This window comes from Micromonospora sp. CNZ303 (genome assembly GCF_004345505.1).
In genome coordinates, this window is the sequence record NZ_SLVT01000029.1 from 48,555 (window position 1) to 64,353 (window position 15,799).

The 15,799-nt window shown below is 72.0% G+C and carries 15 protein-coding genes; 6 read left to right on the forward strand and 9 right to left on the reverse strand.

Translation table 11 applies throughout. The annotated features are described in order from the left end of the window. The first annotated feature begins 46 nt into the window (after window positions 1-46). Window positions 47-514 carry an SRPBCC family protein gene (locus tag EV374_RS30345; protein WP_132240591.1) on the forward strand — a complete coding sequence of 156 codons (468 nt, stop codon included), beginning with the start codon at window positions 47-49 and terminating at the stop codon, window positions 512-514. Between the two features lie 95 nt (window positions 515-609). Further along, window positions 610-1,836, forward strand: a complete 1,227-nt coding sequence (locus tag EV374_RS30350) for a PP2C family protein-serine/threonine phosphatase (RefSeq protein ID WP_132240592.1) — start codon at window positions 610-612, stop codon at window positions 1,834-1,836. On the opposite strand, the gene EV374_RS30355 is transcribed toward EV374_RS30350, so the two are convergent. Next, on the reverse strand, window positions 1,837-2,202 hold the full coding sequence (locus EV374_RS30355; protein WP_132240593.1) for an STAS domain-containing protein: 366 nt from the start codon (window positions 2,200-2,202) through the stop codon (window positions 1,837-1,839). A 202-nt stretch (window positions 2,203-2,404) separates the two neighbouring features. Between EV374_RS30355 and EV374_RS30360 the strand changes: the two genes are divergently transcribed. The 3 genes from EV374_RS30360 (at window position 2,405) to EV374_RS30370 (ending at window position 5,876) form a co-directional block, all read left to right on the forward strand. Beyond that, the gene (locus EV374_RS30360; protein WP_165947944.1) at window positions 2,405-2,827 is read left to right on the forward strand and encodes an ATP-binding protein; all 423 of its coding nucleotides are present in this window, start codon (window positions 2,405-2,407) and stop codon (window positions 2,825-2,827) included. A 249-nt stretch (window positions 2,828-3,076) separates the two neighbouring features. After that, entirely contained in the window at window positions 3,077-3,583 is a 507-nt protein-coding gene (locus EV374_RS30365; protein WP_132240595.1) for a hypothetical protein, read from the forward strand. Window positions 3,584-3,761: 178 nt separating this feature from the next. Continuing rightward, window positions 3,762-5,876 carry a cellulase family glycosylhydrolase gene (locus EV374_RS30370; protein ID WP_486486043.1) on the forward strand — a complete coding sequence of 705 codons (2,115 nt, stop codon included), beginning with the start codon at window positions 3,762-3,764 and terminating at the stop codon, window positions 5,874-5,876. 74 nt (window positions 5,877-5,950) lie between these two features. On the opposite strand, the gene EV374_RS30375 is transcribed toward EV374_RS30370, so the two are convergent. The 8 genes from EV374_RS30375 to EV374_RS30410 all read right to left on the reverse strand — a co-directional run bounded on the left by EV374_RS30375 (window position 5,951) and on the right by EV374_RS30410 (window position 14,471). Further along, window positions 5,951-7,210 carry an MFS transporter gene (locus EV374_RS30375; RefSeq protein WP_165947945.1) on the reverse strand — a complete coding sequence of 420 codons (1,260 nt, stop codon included), beginning with the start codon at window positions 7,208-7,210 and terminating at the stop codon, window positions 5,951-5,953. Then, on the reverse strand, window positions 7,207-8,349 hold the full coding sequence (locus EV374_RS30380) for a SagB/ThcOx family dehydrogenase (RefSeq protein WP_132240597.1): 1,143 nt from the start codon (window positions 8,347-8,349) through the stop codon (window positions 7,207-7,209). Before EV374_RS30380 ends, EV374_RS30375 begins: the two co-directional genes overlap by 4 nt. A 1,034-nt stretch (window positions 8,350-9,383) precedes the next feature. Further along, a complete protein-coding gene (locus EV374_RS30385) occupies window positions 9,384-10,682 on the reverse strand; it encodes an SDR family oxidoreductase (protein ID WP_132240598.1) in 1,299 nt (432 codons plus the stop codon). Window positions 10,683-10,740: 58 nt separating this feature from the next. Continuing rightward, window positions 10,741-12,294 (reverse strand): long-chain-fatty-acid--CoA ligase, encoded by a 1,554-nt coding sequence (locus EV374_RS30390; RefSeq protein WP_132240599.1) that lies wholly within the window; start codon window positions 12,292-12,294, stop codon window positions 10,741-10,743. Further along, window positions 12,291-12,542, reverse strand: coding sequence for an acyl carrier protein (locus EV374_RS30395; RefSeq protein WP_132240600.1), 252 nt, complete (start codon window positions 12,540-12,542; stop codon window positions 12,291-12,293). The genes EV374_RS30390 and EV374_RS30395 overlap by 4 nt, the downstream gene beginning before the upstream one ends. A 2-nt stretch (window positions 12,543-12,544) precedes the next feature. Then, complete coding sequence (locus EV374_RS30400; RefSeq protein WP_132240601.1) at window positions 12,545-12,817, reverse strand: acyl carrier protein; 273 nt, start codon at window positions 12,815-12,817, stop codon at window positions 12,545-12,547. Next, window positions 12,814-13,833, reverse strand: a complete 1,020-nt coding sequence (locus tag EV374_RS30405) for a transglutaminase-like domain-containing protein (RefSeq protein WP_132240602.1) — start codon at window positions 13,831-13,833, stop codon at window positions 12,814-12,816. The genes EV374_RS30400 and EV374_RS30405 overlap by 4 nt, the downstream gene beginning before the upstream one ends. Then, the gene (locus EV374_RS30410) at window positions 13,830-14,471 is read right to left on the reverse strand and encodes a hypothetical protein (protein WP_132240603.1); all 642 of its coding nucleotides are present in this window, start codon (window positions 14,469-14,471) and stop codon (window positions 13,830-13,832) included. The genes EV374_RS30405 and EV374_RS30410 overlap by 4 nt, the downstream gene beginning before the upstream one ends. Before the next feature lie 272 nt (window positions 14,472-14,743). On the opposite strand from EV374_RS30410, the gene EV374_RS30415 reads away from it, so the two are divergent. After that, the gene (locus tag EV374_RS30415) at window positions 14,744-15,799 is read left to right on the forward strand and encodes an FAD-dependent oxidoreductase (protein WP_132240604.1); all 1,056 of its coding nucleotides are present in this window, start codon (window positions 14,744-14,746) and stop codon (window positions 15,797-15,799) included.

Genomic DNA, 15,799 nt, shown 5'->3' on the forward strand with positions numbered 1-15,799 from the left:
GTCGACGAGGGTGGGCACGGCGCGGGCCCGGTCCTAGGATCGGGTCATGGGACGGACCGACCGCGCCAGCCGGGTGATCGCGGCACCACCGGCAACCGTCTACGGCGCCCTGCTCGACCGGGAAGCGCTCGAGGCGTGGCTGCCGCCGGACGGCATGCGCGGGCGGATCGAGCGATGGGATCCCCGGCCCGGAGGCGGGTTCCGGATGGTCCTGACCTACCTCGACGCCGCCGACGGCCCCGGCAAGACGTCGGACGCGACGGACGTCGTCGACGTCGGGTTCGCCGCCCTGGTGCCACCCGAGCGGGTGGTGCAGCGGGCGGTGTTCGAGGCCGACGACCCGGCGTACGCGGGCACCATGACCATGACCTGGCACCTCGCCGCCACCGGTGCGGGGACCGAGGTGACCGTCACCGCCACGGACGTACCACGCGGTGTCGACCAGGCCGACCACGAGGCCGGGATCGCCTCCTCGCTGGCCAACCTGGCGTCGTACGTCGAAGCGGCTCACTGAGGTCGTCGCGGGGGAGGATCGCCGTGCTCGGTGCTCACCGGCCGGGTCGGTAGGCTCCGACAGTGGAGAGCAGTCGAGGGCGGAACGTGGTTCAGATGTTGTTGGATGCTGCGGAGAACGCCTCGCCGGTCGAGGCGGTGGAGGCGGTCACGCGGGAACTCGGCGCGGCGCTGGGGGCCCGTACCATCGCGTTCCTCATCGCGGACCTCAGCGGCCGGGCGCTGGTCCGGTTGACCCACGTGCCGCTCGACGGCGCCGGTGCGGGACGCCGGGACGGTGACGAGGCCGCCACGGTGGTGCCGTTCGACGGTGGCCCCGCCGAGCAGGCGCTGCGCACCCAGGCGGTGCAGGTCCTCGCGCAGCCCGACGGGTGGACGGTGCTGGCCCCGGTGACCGAGCGCGGCGAGGCGATGGGCCTGCTCGAGATGGTCCTGCCGGACGAGCCCGATGCGCGGACACTGGAGGAGATCGCCCGCACGGCGCACGTGCTGGCGTTCGTGGTGATCGCCAACCGGCGGTACACCGACCTTTTCGAGTGGGGGCAACGGACGACGCCGTTCACCCTGTCCGGGGAGATCCAGCGCCGCCTGCTGCCCGCCTCGTTCACGTGTGAGGCCAGCGCGTTCACCCTGTCCGGCTGGCTCGAACCCGCCGCCAGCATCGGCGGGGACACCTTCGACTACAGCCTTGCCCGGGATGTGCTGCACTTCAGCGTCACCGACGCGATGGGCCACGGGGTGGCCAGCGCGCTGACGGCCACCCTGGGCGTGGGCAGCCTGCGCAACAGTCGCCGCCGCGGGGCTGGTCTGGTGGAGCAGGCCGCCGCCGCGAACGCCGACGTGGCCGCGCACGCCAGCGTGCCCGGCAGTTTCGTCACGGCGGTCCTCGGCCGTCTCGACCTGCGCACCGGAGCGTGCGCGCTGCTCAACGCCGGGCACGTGCCGCCGCTGCTGGTGCGCGACGGGGACACCCGGGCGCTGTCGCTACCGGCCAACTTCCCTCTGGGGATGTTCGCCGAGACCGGTTACCGCGCAGGCGAGATCACGCTGCGGCCAGGCGACCGTCTGGTGGTGGTCACCGACGGCATGCGGGAGCGCGATGCCGCCAGCCTGGACCTTCCGGCCCTGTTGCGGTCGATCGCCGGTCTGCACCCGCGCGAGGCCGCCCGGGCATTGGCCGATGCCGTGCTCGAGGTCAGCGGGCCGACCCTGGCCGACGATGCCACGCTGTTCATCCTCGACTGGCACGGCGGGCACCGCGACGACCGGCGTACCAGCGCCGGCGCCGACCAGGCACGTGCCAGCGGCGCGCTGCCCGACTGACTACCGGCTCGTCGCGTCGTGCCCGGACGGCAGATCGGCCTCGGCCGCCTGCACGCTGTCGTAGATGTCGACAGCGCGGTCCACCGACGTGACCGTCAGGACGCTGCGCACGGCGGGCTGCACCGCGGCGAGGCAGAGCCGACCGCCGACGTCACGCAACGCCTTGAACATCACCACCAGCGCGCCCAGCCCGCTGGAGTCCATGAACCCCACCCCGGCCAGGTCCACCACCACCTGGCGGTCACCGGCGTCGACCAACCGTTGCAGGCCCTCACGCAACTGCGGGGACGTCGCCAGGTCCAGCTCGCCGCGCACCTCGAGCACGGTGCAACCCCGGCCCGGCCGGACCGACAACAGCAGTGCCACAACAGCCTCCCCACGCCGATGATCCCCGCTCACCCTATGCTGCCCAGGTACGGACCGCCGACGGCCGGCGTCCGTCGCGCCGACACGCCCGGCCGTTTCACCGCGGCCACTCCGGGTAGTGCTGATCACCACGGAAGCGTCCCGCCCCGAGATGTGGCACAGTAGTCCGGCGCGGTCACCCAGGGGGAGGAGGAACTGCGCGATGCGCGTTACCACGACGTTGTCACTCCCGCGTCGACCGTCCTCGGTGACCCGCGCCCGCCACGTACTCACCACCCTGCTGAGCCTCACCGACGCCGCCGAGGACTCCCGTGGTCACCTCGCCGTGCTGATCACCGAGGCGTGCACCAACGCGGTACTGCACGCGGATCCTGACAGCGCCGTCGACATCACCATCGTGATCGACGACGACGTCTGCCTGCTCGAGATCGGCAACCGCGGCAGCATCCCCGACGGCGCCGGGCTCGACGCCGCACTGCCCGCCCCGCTCACCGTCGGCGGTCGCGGACTGCCCCTGATCACCGCGCTGGCCGATACGGCCGCCTTCGTCGCCGGGCCGTCGGACCGGGTGCTGCTCCGCGTCACCAAACACCTCACCGGCGTACGGCCATCGCCGGTCCGGTGACCGTCGTCGACGGCCCGGCCGCGGCCCGCCGGATCGCCCGGGACATCGTCGACCGGCGCGGCCTGACCGTCGTGGGCCGGTAGGACCCGCCGTACGGGGAGGCCACGTCGGGTGGCGCCGGTCGGACCACCACGGGACGCGGACCGTCCCGACCCCGGTCGGGTTGGTGACCTCATGCTTGCCGTGCGTGACCGGATGGTCGAGGGTCGAACCCTGCTCACATCCGTCCACGTGTGCCCGAGGAGTCCCATGCAGCCGTTCGACCTGACCAGTGGCGACCAGATCCTCCGCCAGCCCGCGCTGGCGAACAACGTCAGCGGGATGAACCTCTCCGTACGCACCGATCTCGGCACCCGCGTGGAGGCGTGGCGGGCGGCGCCCACCGTCACCGGTGACCAGCGGTTCTTCTGCCACGGCTACTCGCTGGGCACCTTCGGGGCGCACAGGTACACCGTCTGGGGCGACTTCCTGCCGCAGGTGCTGGCCGACGAGTACCAGACACTCGGGCGGATCGACAACGCGCGCAACGTCGCGGCCAGGGACGTGCTGGTCTGGTGGCTGGGGGGCACGGACGCGTACCACTCCGCCGTGGTGGAGCAGCCGGCGTTCCTGCCCAGCGGCGCCCTGGACCCGGCGCACACGAGGGTCAGCTCGAAGACCGGCACCGGCCCGCTGTGGATCGGCGTGCTGGCCGACGACGTGAAGCAGCAGTACCGCTCCGCGGCGTACATCGAGGTGTACCGCCGCAACCAGTGAGGCACGGCGCGGGGCGGTCGGACCTCCGGCCGTTCCGCGCTCCTCGTCCAGATAGAGGTGCGCCGATTGACAAAGTTTGGAATCCAAACTTAATCTGCGGTTCGCGATCGGGTGCGGCCGCGTTCGTGGTGGCGCCCGCCGCGAGCCCGTCCCAGCGGCACCCCAGGCGAGGAGCGTCATGGCCGAGATGCGAGGCACGACGAGAAGACCCCGATGGCGGCTGAGCCTGTTCACCAGCGCCCTCACCCTGCTGTTGGTGAGCCTCGGGCTGACGTTCGCGGTCAGCGCGCACGCGGCGGCCGGCTGCCGGGTGGCGTACTCGGCCAACCAGTGGCCCGGCGGCTTCACCGCGAACGTGGCCGTGACCAACCTCGGTGACCCGATCAACGGTTGGCGGCTGACCTGGACGTTCCCCTCCGGGCAGCAGGTGACCTCGGCGTGGAACGCCAACGTGACCGCCGCCGGCGCCAACGTCACCGCCACCGACGTCGGCTACAACGCCGCCATCGGCACCAACGCCACGGTGTCCTTCGGCTTCAACGGCTCCTGGTCGGGCGCGAACACCGCCCCCACGTCGTTCGCGCTGAACGGCGTCACCTGCACCGGTGGCGTCGGCCCCACCACCGCGCCACCGACCACCGCTCCACCCACGACCCCGCCACCCACCACGCCGCCGCCGACCGGTGACCCGATGGCCTACGTGGCCGCGATGCAGCCCGGCTGGAACCTCGGCAACACCTTCGACGCGGTCGGCAGCGACGAGACGGCCTGGGGCAACCCGCGGGTCACCCAGGCGCAGCTGGACGCCATCCGGGCGCAGGGCTTCAACAGCATCCGGATCCCGGTCACCTGGAGCAACCACCACGGCCCCGCGCCGGCTTACACGATCGACGCGGCGTGGCTCAACCGGATCAAGGAGGTCGTCGGCTGGGCCCTGGACGACGGCTTCTACGTGATGATCAACATCCACCACGACTCGTGGCAGTGGATCAACGCGATGCCGACCGACCGGACCACCGTCCTCAACCGCTACAACGCGCTGTGGACCCAGATCGCCGCCGCGTTCCGGGACGCCTCGCCGAAGCTGCACTTCGAGAGCGTCAACGAGCCGCAGTTCGCCAACAGCTCCGGCGACGCCCAGAACGCCCAGCTGCTGCACGAGCTGAACACGTCCTTCCACCGGATCGTGCGGGGCTCCGGCGGCAACAACGCCACCCGGATGCTCGTCCTGCCCACCCTGCACACCTCGTCGGACCAGGCCCGCATCGACGAGCTGACCAGCACCTTCACCCAGCTGGGCGACCGCAACCTGATCGCCACCGTGCACTTCTACGGCTACTGGCCGTTCAGCGTGAACGTCGCCGGGGGCACCCGGTTCGACGCCACCACCCAGAAGGACCTGACCGACGCGTTCGACCGGGTGCACAACGCCTTCGTCGCCAAGGGCATCCCGGTGGTGATCGGCGAGTACGGCCTGCTCGGCTTCGACCGGCACACCGGCACCATCCAGCAGGGCGAGAAGCTCAAGTTCTTCGAGTTCCTCGGCTGGTACGCGAAGACCAGGAAGATCACCACCCAGCTCTGGGACAACGGGCAGCACTTCAACCGGCTCACCTTCCAGTGGAAGGACCCGGAGCTGTTCACGCAGATCAAGTCGAGCTGGACCACTCGCTCCGGCACGGCCTACGCCGACCAGGTGTACGTGCCGCGTACCGGCTCGATCACCGCCAGGACGCTCGCGCTGAACCTGAACGGCACCACCTTCCAGGGGCTCTACCAGGGCGGTACCGCCCTGGCGCAGGGCACCGACTACACCGTGTCGGGCAGCCAGCTCACGCTCACCGCGAGCGCGCTGACCAGGCTGGTCGGCAGCCGGGCGTACGGCGTGAACGCCACCCTGCACGCGCGGTTCTCCGCCGGGGTGCCGTGGCGGATCAACGTGATCACGTACGACCCGCCGGTGCTGTCGAACGCGACGGGAAGCACCACCTCGTTCGCCGTGCCGACCCAGTTCCGGGGCGACCAGCTCGCCACCATGGAGGCGAAGTACGCCGACGGCAGCAACGCCGGCCCGCACAACTGGACGTCGTTCAAGGAGTTCGACGTCGCCTTCGCCCCCGACTACGCCGGCAACCGCATCACGCTGACCGAGGCCTTCTTCGCGGAGGTCAACGACGGCGCCCGGGTGACCCTCACCTTCCACTTCTGGAGCGGCACGACCGTCACCTACCACGTCACGAAGTCCGGCAGCGGCGTCACGGGCGTCACCGCCGCCGCGGCCCGGGTGGGCTGACCCGGCAGCGGTCTGCACGCGCAGCGGGCCGTGGCCGCCAGGCGGTCACGGCCCGTTCCGCGTACCCGATGGGATCATCCGCTACGGTCCGCGCCGGCGGCGTGGGCACGGGCGGGGTCGCTGAAGGTGCTGACGCCGGGGACGAGCAGCGTGACGGCGCTGGCCGCGGCGGTCAGGGCGGCCGCCGCGACGAGGGTGGGCTGGATCCCGAACGCCGCGACCGCCGGCCCGGTGAGGGCGTAACCGACGGGCAGCAGGGCGAACGCGCTGAGCTGGTCCAGGGCGAGGGTCTTGCCCAGCACCTCGGCGGGGATCTCGCGTTGCAGGGCGGACAGCCAGTAGAGGAAGTAGATCTCCACGACGAACCCGCCGACCGCGAAGCAGAGCGCCGTGACGGGCAGCGGCAGGGCGAAGGCGAGGCTGGCGGGCAGGGCGGCGTAGGTGGTGAGGGCGAGCATGCTGACCGTGCCGGGCCGCCGGGGCCGCCATCGGCCGGCCAGCACGATGGCCGGCAGGGCGCCGGCGGCGGCAGCGGCGAGGACGAGCCCGTAGGCGAGTTCGCCGCCGAGGCGGTCCGCGGCGATCAGCGGCAGCAGCGTCAGGCTGGGTGCGGTGCCGGCGAAGAGCTGGACCGCCACGGCAGCCATGACGGCGGCGACCCAGGGGCGGCGCCGGACGGTGGCGATGCCGGCCGCGGCGTCGGCCAGGACGCTGGTCCGGGGCCGGTCTCCGGCGGCGACGTCGCGCACGCCCAGCACCGCGAGGGCGCCCGTCGCGAACAGCAGGGCCGCCAGGCCCAGCGCGGCGTGGATGCCGATGGCCGTGACGATCGCGGCCCCGGCGAGCGCACCGAGAAGGGTCGCGGAGCGCTGCACGGCGGAGACCATGGCGTTGCCGCGTTCCAGCAGGCCGGCGGGGAGCAGCGCCGGGACCAGGGAGCGCATCGCCGGCCGGGAGAGGGACTCGGCCACGCCGGACAGCGCGGTGACGACGCCGAGCGCGGCCAGGGGCAGGTCGTCGAGGGCGAACAGCGTGCCGAGGACGATGGCGGTGCGCATCAGGTCGGCGGTGAACAGGATCCGGGGCCGGGAGACGCGGTCGGCGAGGATGCCGCCGGCGAGCAGGCAGACCACCAGGGCGATCGCCCGGCCGGCGAGGATGACGGCGATGGTGCCGGCACCGGCCCCGCGCTGTACGGCGTACAGCGCGAACGCGACCGGCAGGATCTGGTCGGCGACGGCCCCGGCGGACTGGCTGGCCCACACCCGCAGGAACAGCGGATGCTGGCTCAGCTTCCGCCCGGCGACGGTGGCGGGGCTGGTGGGCGCGCTCACTCCGGGTCGGCGGTCGGGTCGGCAGGTGACCGGTGTGAGCTGGCGGCCAGGCGGAACGGCGGTGGATATCCCGGCCCGGTGGGACGGGTGCCGTCGTCGGGTGCGGGATTGCCGGCGGAGAGCAGGTAGGTGGCGAACTCGTGGTCGGGATCCACGCCGAGCATCGCCTCGACGCCGCTGTCGTGGAACGCCACGGTCTGGAACGGCGCCAGGCCGAGCGCCGTGCAGGTCAGCGCGAAGGTCTGACCGTAGTGGCCGGCGTCGAACATCCACAGCCGGTAGGCCCGGGGGTGGCGGTACTTCCAGGACAGGCGGGCGGCGACGGTGGTGGTGAGGCAGGTGAAGGCCCCCTGGTAGGAGGGTTCCTGCTCGTACGCCAGGGCGGCGATGCGCGCGCGGTCGACGGTGGCGTCGAGGAGTTCGAGGCGGTGCACCTCGGGCGCGTAGTGGTAGAGGCCGGCCGGGACGCCGGTGACGTCGTGGACGGCCACGTAGCACTCGACCTCGTGCCGGCCACCGGCGGAGGCGCTGACGCGTCCCTGCTGCGGGCCGAACGCGCCGCCGTCGAGGAACCGTTGGGGCGCGAAGGTGCAGGACAGGACGGTGGCGAGCGCGTCGATGCCGACCGGGGTGCCGGCGAACGCGCGGTGGGTGCGCCGAGCGGCGAACACCTCCTCCACGGGCGTACGCAGCGGCAGGGCACGTCGGGGAAGGTGCACGGCCGGGGCGTCCGGGTACCGCTTGAACGGTGCCGGAGGTGCGCCGTCGGCGGCGATCCGCGCGGCGGTGGCGTCGCGTTGCGGCGAATCCACGAGGTAGTTGGCGTCGCGGGCCTCGGTGTGCATGCGCGACGCGATCGGCCCCCAGTGCTGCCAGACGGGCGGGGTGCAGGCGTCGTCGGTGTCGGCGACGAGGATGCCGACCTCGCGGAGCTTGTGGACCGCCTGGACTGCGGCGTCGGCGGCCTCGCCCTCGAACTGGGCGGCGACCTCGTCGACGTCGGTGAAGTCGTCGAGCCGCTGCAACAGGCTCAGCAGGTCGGGGGTGACCCGCAACCACCGCCGTTGACCGGGCAGGGCGACCATCAGCGCATCGCTGTCCCAGCGGCAGACGAGCTGGTCGCGGCGACGTACCCGCATTCCGATGCCCTTTCCATGACGAAGCACGACGAACGGAATGGTGCCGGACCCGCACGCGGGTCCGGCACCGGGCGCGTCAGACGGCGCCGTGGTTCAGCACAACGTCGTTCGTCTCGACGATCACGATGTCGAAGGCCATGGCTCGTACCTCCTCTCCGGCGCGGTGGGCTCGGTGCACCCCTGGACGGGACCGTCCCCGCTGCAGCCGGGACGGGCGTTCGGGGGAACCTGGGTGCCGCGGAAACGCAGTCAGGATGCGCATCGGTCGGGCGGACGAGGCAGGAAAGTCGACTGCGGCGGGCGTCCGGGACTCCGAGACAGAAAATCGGAGACATTCTCCGAGCGGCACGCCGTCACGACAACTCCCTTCATCCGTTCCCGCTTGCGGCAATAGAGAAGGTAGCGAATGCGTCGACCCGCTGCCAAGGGGTCGGCGGCCTTTCTCGGGCCGTCTTACAGCGAGAATCAATGGAGATGCGAGGCGACCGCCAGGGCCGGCGGCGGCCGGGGCGCCGGGCACCTGGTCGACGGCGCGACGGGGCGGCCGTGCCGGCGGTCAGGTGGCGGGAACTGGCGTGCCGGCCAGCGGCTCGGCGCGGGCGTTCGCGCAGGTGGCGCCCTGTGTCGACCGGCACCCGCGCCCGCCGACGAGCGCTCGCCGGGCGTCCGGCTGGGTGGTCGGACCTTCCTCGGGTCCGGTGGGCCGCCGCGCAGGCCGGGCGGTCGGGCGATGCTCAACGGCGATGGGGAATCGCGTGTGCCGGGACGGGCAAAGCCGCCGGGTGGTGAGGAATTCCCTCTCGATGGGTCACGGGTGGGGCATTCGTGCACGGGCTGGCGTATCGCCTCGGCGGGCCTTTGGCCATTGCTGTCCGGGCATTCCTGCCGGCGATTCGGCGGCCGGCCACGCATTCGGGTCCGTCAAAGTCTGAGGGGGTGGCCGACCAGGTTGCCTGTGCGCCGACGCGCCGACGCCGGCCGACCTGGCTCGGGTGCCAGGTCGGCCGGCGTCGCTGTCGCGCGAGGAGAGAGGGTCAGACGGCCCCGACTGCCACCGGCTCGGCGGCGGGGGCCGGTGCGGGAACCGACGGGGCGACGGCGACGGGAGCCACCGCCTCCTCGGGCAGGTACTTGCCGAGCTTGCGGATCCGCCTGGCGTTGTTGACCAGGACGTCGATCGGCGGCAGGTCGGTGTCGAGCCGCACGGTCGTCGGGTTGGCGGCGGCGTGGTGGATGTTACTCAGCAGCGTGTGGAACGACCGCGGGAACAGCGAGCGTACGAACTTGGACTGCTGCCGGCCGCGCTTGATGCTGGTGATCGGCTTCGACCAGTCGATCTGGCCCGGCCGGAACCGGTGCTGCCGCATCAGTTCGCGCCGGAACTCCTGCCACGACACCAGCTTCAGGTCGAACCGCTCGGCGATCTCGCGGGTGGTCGCCGGGGTCACCGGGTAGCTGATCGGCCGCGGCGCGTCCGACAACGCGTTGTCCACGACCGACCGGGCCAGCACGTCGCCGGCGACGATCGGGCTGGTGACCTCCGAGTCCCAGATCAGGCCCAGCTGGAGCATGTGCGAGATCATGTTCCAGAACGAGTACTCCATGCCGGGGTCCTTGAACCCGGTGGGCGCGCCGCCCAACGCGAACGGCGCCTGGTAGATGTGGATGGGCACGCCGTCACGGTTCGCCCGCAGGCTGAGGTGCTTGACGACCCACTTCATCCTGCTGTAGCCGGTGTAGAAGAAGCTGTTGCGGTAGAAGTCGCGCCGCTGCTGGTAGACCTCGCTGCCGACCGAGCCGATCACGTGCAGGGTCTTGAACCGCTCCTGCAGGCAGAACTCGGCGAGCCGGAGCGTCGGCAGGACCTTCTCCTCGCGGTACCGGGCGTAGGGGTAGTCGTGGGTCGTCGCCCCCGCGGCGTCGATGACCACGTCGACCTCGGTGAGCAGCTCGTGGTGGGCGGCGGGGTCGAGCCCCATCGCCGGCTCCAGGTAGCTGCCCTCCAGGACCGACAGCTTCCCGGTGTCGGGCAGCTCCATCTTGTACTTGCGCAGCTGCCGGGCGATGCGGTCCTCGCCGGACTTGTCGCCCTTGCGGCGCACCAGGGCGTAGACCGTCGCCACCCGGGCGTCGCCGAGGAGTTCACGCAGCATGTGCATGCCGACGTATCCGTTCGCGCCCAGCAGGAGCACGTTCTTCGGCTCGTCGGCACCGCGTCGGGGGAGCCGGCTCGCTACCGCCCGCGGGTCCTCCGAGTAGCCGAGCGAGATCCGGTTGGGGCTGCCTGTCGACAGCGCGATCCGGTCGCTGTTGTGGCGCAGGAAAATGTGCATCGATCCGCCTTTGCACGAAGGGTGGGTGTTGGGGGCCGGACGGGGACCGCGCCGGCTGTCAGGCCACGCGCCGGTCGAGGTGCTGCCAGAACCTTTCGCGCAGCTCCCGCCGGAGGAGTTTTCCGCTGGGGTTGCGGGGCAGTTGGTCGACGAACTCGAAGCTCGCCGGGATCTTGAAGTCGGCGATCCGTCCCCGCAGGAACGGGGTGAGATCGCGGGCGGTCGCGGGCTGGTCGGGGTGGGTCACCACGAAGCAGTGCACGACCTCGCCCCAGTGCTCGTGCGGCACGGCGACGGCGGCGGCCTCGACCACCCCCGGGTACGCGCAGACCGCGTTCTCGATCTCCGCCGGGTAGACGTTCTCGCCGGCCACGATGATCGTGTCCTTGATCCGGTCGCGTACGAAGAGGAAGCCCTCGTCGTCCAGGTAGCCGGCGTCGCCGGTGTGCAGCCAGCCGTCCACCAGGGTCGCGGCGGTGGCCTCGGGCAGGCCCCGGTACTCGATCATCCGCGCCGGGGTCGACAGGCAGATCTCGCCGACCTCGAACGGCGGCAGCACGCGGCCCGTACCGTCGATGATCTTCACGCCGAAGCCCGGGTACGGCCGGCCGGCCGCCTGCATGCGCGGCCCGCCGACGACGTGCTCCGACGGCGGCAGGCAGACGGCGGTGTTGCCGCTCTCAGACAGGCCGTAGATCTGCGCGAACTCGCAGTCGAACATCTCGATGCTGCGGCCGAGCAGCGCCTCGGAGATCGGCGATCCGCCGTAGACGATCTTCCGCAGCGAGACGAAGTCCTCCCGCTTCGGCCGGGGCGGCGCGAGCATCATCTGCAACTGGGCCGGCACGACACACGCCGTGGTGACGCCGTGGCGCCGGATGAGGCGGACCGCCTCGTGCCCGGCGAACACCCGGACCGACACGTTGGTGATGCCGGCGCTGAACCCCTGGATCGACCACCAGAGCCCACCGATGTGGAACCCCGGGATGCCGATCAGGCTCACGTCGTCCGGCCGCCAGTCGATCCAGTCCAGGCCCTCGGAGGCGAGCGCGTCCCGCACCGCGAAGAAGCTGCGGTGGGCCAGCACGACACCCTTGGGGTTGCCGGTCGTGCCGCTGGTGTACACCTGGGCCAGAGGTTGCTCCTCGGACCAGGACGGGTCCAGGTCGCCCTCCTCGTCGGCCTGCCAGCCGGTGAAGCCGGCCAGCGGCACGACCTCACGCAGCTCGGGCAGGTCCGGCCGCAGCGCGTCGACGGTGTCCAGGAGATCCTCGTCGCAGAAGAGGACCGTGCTGCCGGAGTCGCGCATGATGTGCCGGATCTCACCGGCGCGCAGCCGCCAGTTGATGGGGACCAGCACGGTGCCGGTCTTGGCGCAGGCGAACAGGACGTCGTAGTAGTGCTCGGACTCCTTGCCCAGGTAGGCGACGCGGTGCCCGGCCGTGACCCCGGCGCGCCGCAGGGCGTGCGCCGTCCGGTTGCTCGACCGGTGCAGCTGCGCGTAGCTGACCGTACGGTCCTCGCAGTGCACCGCCGGATGGTCGGGCCGCTGCCCGGCGTGGAAGGCGACGACGTCGTGCACCGTGCGCAACTGCGGGTGGTACGCCGTCATCGGCCCGTCCCGTCCGGGACCGCCAGCGTCTCCTCGAGGTACTGCACGATCGCCGGGCCGGACGCGAGGGCCGGCAGCAGGTTCGGGTCGATCTCGATGCCGAACGCAGTCTCCAGCGCCATCATGAGCTGGATCTGGCGCAGCGAGGTCCAGCCCGGGACGGTGTCCGGTTCCAGGCGCTCGGGCAGCTCGTCCGGTGCGACACCGAACACCGAGCCGACCACCTCGCGGACGCGGGTCTCCAACATTGCTACTCCTTGGGTGTCGCGCCGGGGCCCTGCCCCGGGGTGAAGAAACGTCGCGTGATCCGGGAGATGGTGCGGAAGTCGTCCGTGCTCACCTCGTCGAGGGAGATCTCCGTGCCCAGCTCCGCCTCGATCAGGTAGAGCAGCTCGACGAAGTGCATCGAGTTCAGGACGCCCGTGTCCACGAGGTCGTCGTCGAGCCCGACCGAGTCGATGTCCGGGCATCTGGCGCGCAGGAACGTGGTGAGGAACTCCGGGACCGTCTCTGTCGTACTCATGACCCCTCCTGGGGGCGTGTCGGTGCGGGGAGGATCTTCGTGGTGAGCCGGGCGGCCGACGGCTCGTCGGCGCACCGGTGTGCGGCCACGGCCCGTCCCGTGGACAGGCCCGTCGGGATGAGTCGGTTGGTGCGCAGCGCGACGGCCGGATCGCGCAGCAGCGGGTTGGTGTCGCGCACGGTGGCGGAGAACAGCGCGAAGACCGGGTCGATGACCTTGGTCGCCCCGTCGGAGTCCTCGACCTCGACCCAGGCGTGGACCAGGTCGAGCATGCCGACGACCCAGCCGATCCGGGTGACCGCCGGGATGCCGGCCCGGTGGCAGAGCTCGGCCAGGTACCGGCTCGCCGAGTCGCAGCTCGCCACGCCGTGCGTGGTCACCAGGTCCACGTCGTTCTGCAGGGCCTCGGGCAGCTTGACCCAGCGCAGGTCCATGGCGGCGAACTCGGCGGCGATCGCCCGCAGCTCCGGTGAGCGCAGCTCGGCCCGCTCGCCCGTCGTGTGGACGGTGGCGGTGACGGCGAGCTGCGACGCCGTACGGGTGACGGTGTCGCCGCGCTCGGCGTCCGACCCGGCGACGCCGTCGGCGGGCTCGACCGTCAGGTCGTGCACCGCGCCGCCGCAGCGTTCGGGGCGCGGCAGCGCCAGCATGCTGGTCGGCTGCGGGCCGCACGCGTCGGCGGCACACGCGATCCGCAGCGCGAACCGGGAGGCGCGGGGCGCGAGCAGCTCCTCGGTCGACGAGCGCATCCACCGCAGCGAGTAGGCGAAGGCCTGCTCCGGCACGGTCGTGCCGGTGCCGGAGTACAGCGCCAGGTTGAACAGGTCGCGCGAGTCGAAACGCTCCTCGCCCGGGTCGCCACTCGCGGGCAGCCCACGGTCGAGCAACGTGGAGAGCGTGTGGTCGTCGCAGCCGAGGACCTGTCTCGCCGAGGCGCGGTCGACGTCGCCGAGCCGGTGCTCCGGCGGAACCGCGAAGAGCGTGTCCAGCCCTCGGGCCAGTCCGGCGGCCGTCATGACCGCCCCGGGTGTTCGCGCCACATCGTCTTGATGACGCTTCCGGTGCTCAGCACGTACTCGTCCACGGACGTCCAGCCGAGCATCTCGTTGATCTGCACCTGCTCCGGGCCGGCCGAGGTCTCCAGGTAGCCCGGTAGGCCGAGGGCCTCGGCCCGCTTCTGCCCGGCGCGCATGAGGACGTAGCCGACGCCGACCGAGTCGACCCTCCGGCCGAGCACCGCGAACCACACGTGCGGGCTGTCGGGGCGCATCCGGTCCAGCGCGTTGGAGATGCGGACGGCGTGCACCACGGCCCGCGGCCCGGCCAGCAGGCACGCCACCGAGCGCAGCGCCCACCCCCACCACGGCGTGGTGCGCTCGTCGCCGTAGAGGACGAGGATCCCGTCGAGCCGGTCGGCCCGGTACGCGGCGAGGGTGATACCCGAGCTCATCAGCTGGGCGATCACCAGTTCCGCCAGGTAGAGGGCGGTCAGCGCCGACCGGCGCTGCCACCGGGGGAGCGAGCCGGCGGCGGCCCAGATGGCGCCGTTCTCGTACGCCTCGGCGAGCAGCCGGGAGCCCGCCCACAGCTGTCCCCACCCGAGGTCCCGGACCTCGAGCCTGGGCTCCGGGCGCGCGATTGTTCGACTGTTCACATTCCACCCCACGTCCAGACGGGAGCCCGCTGACCTGGGTGAATTTAATGGTCTTGGGTAATCCGCCAGTAATAACAAGACCCCTCCGACGGTGTGCGCCGTTGCGGCGACCTTGAGGGCCGTCGCGCAACGCGGGCCTCGTCGCCCACGAGGACCGCGCCCCTCGCCGGGCTGCTCCCTTCCCCGGGTCGGATCCGGATGCGAGACTGAGTCGTGGCGCGTGACGACCTCGGGAGCCCGCCGGAGCACCACCGCGTCGAGCCGGTGCCGGCGTGATCACCGGCCACTGGGAGGTCGTCGTGGTCGGCGGCCGGATCGCCGGAGCGTGCACCGCCTGGGCTCTCGCGCCGTACGCGGAGCGGGTCCTCGTCCTCGACGCCTCACGGCCCACCGCGTTCTGGCCGCAGCAGTCCACCTGGGACCGCTCCGGCAACCTCGCCTGGGCCGAGCTCGGTCTGCTGGAGACGGTCCTGGCCTGCGGTGCCCCGCCCACCTACGGCGACACCCAGCGCATCGGCGAGGACGTGGTCGAGCGGGTCTACCCGCGCGAGGACGCGTACTCGTACCGGATGAGCGTGCCCCGCGAGGTGCTGGACCCGGCACTGCTGGCCGCGGCGCGCGGCCGGGGCAACGTCACCGTCCGGCGCCCGGCCCGGGTGCGGGACCTCACCATCGACGGAGGCAGGGTACGCGGCGCGACCGTCCGGCACGGTGCCGTCGACAGCGAGGTCACCTGCGACCTGCTGGTGCTGGCCGACGGCCGGCTGTCCCGCAACGCCGAGCGCGTGGGGGCGACCGCCTACCGGGTCGTCGAGTCACCGTGGTTCGCGCTGCTGGCCTACTACGAGAACCTGCCGCTGCCCACCGACCGCTCCTACTTCTCGTTGCAGGACCGCAGCGTCCTCATCTCGACGCCGTGCGGCGACAAGCAGTGGTGCGTGGCGGTGGACCTGCACCAGAGCCTCATCGACGAGACCGGCCGACACCCGGCGCGCTCGTACGAGCGGATGGTGCGCGACGACCCGCATCTCGGCCCGGCCGTCGCCGCCGGGCGTCGCACCACCTCGATCGGCGGCGCCGGGCGGATGCGCATGCTGCGCCGGCCGATGAGCGGGCCCGGCTGGTGCCTGGTCGGCGACGCCGGCTACCACCTGGACCCGGTCACGGCCCAGGGCACCCGGGCCGCCGTGGTCACGGCCCGGATCCTGCGGGACCGGATCGCGGGCGCCGGCCGCGTCGCGGGCGCGGACCTGGTGGGTCTGACCGACGAGCGCGACGCCGCCCTCGACGACGACTGGGCCTACACCGAGCAGATCGTGCGCGGCTGA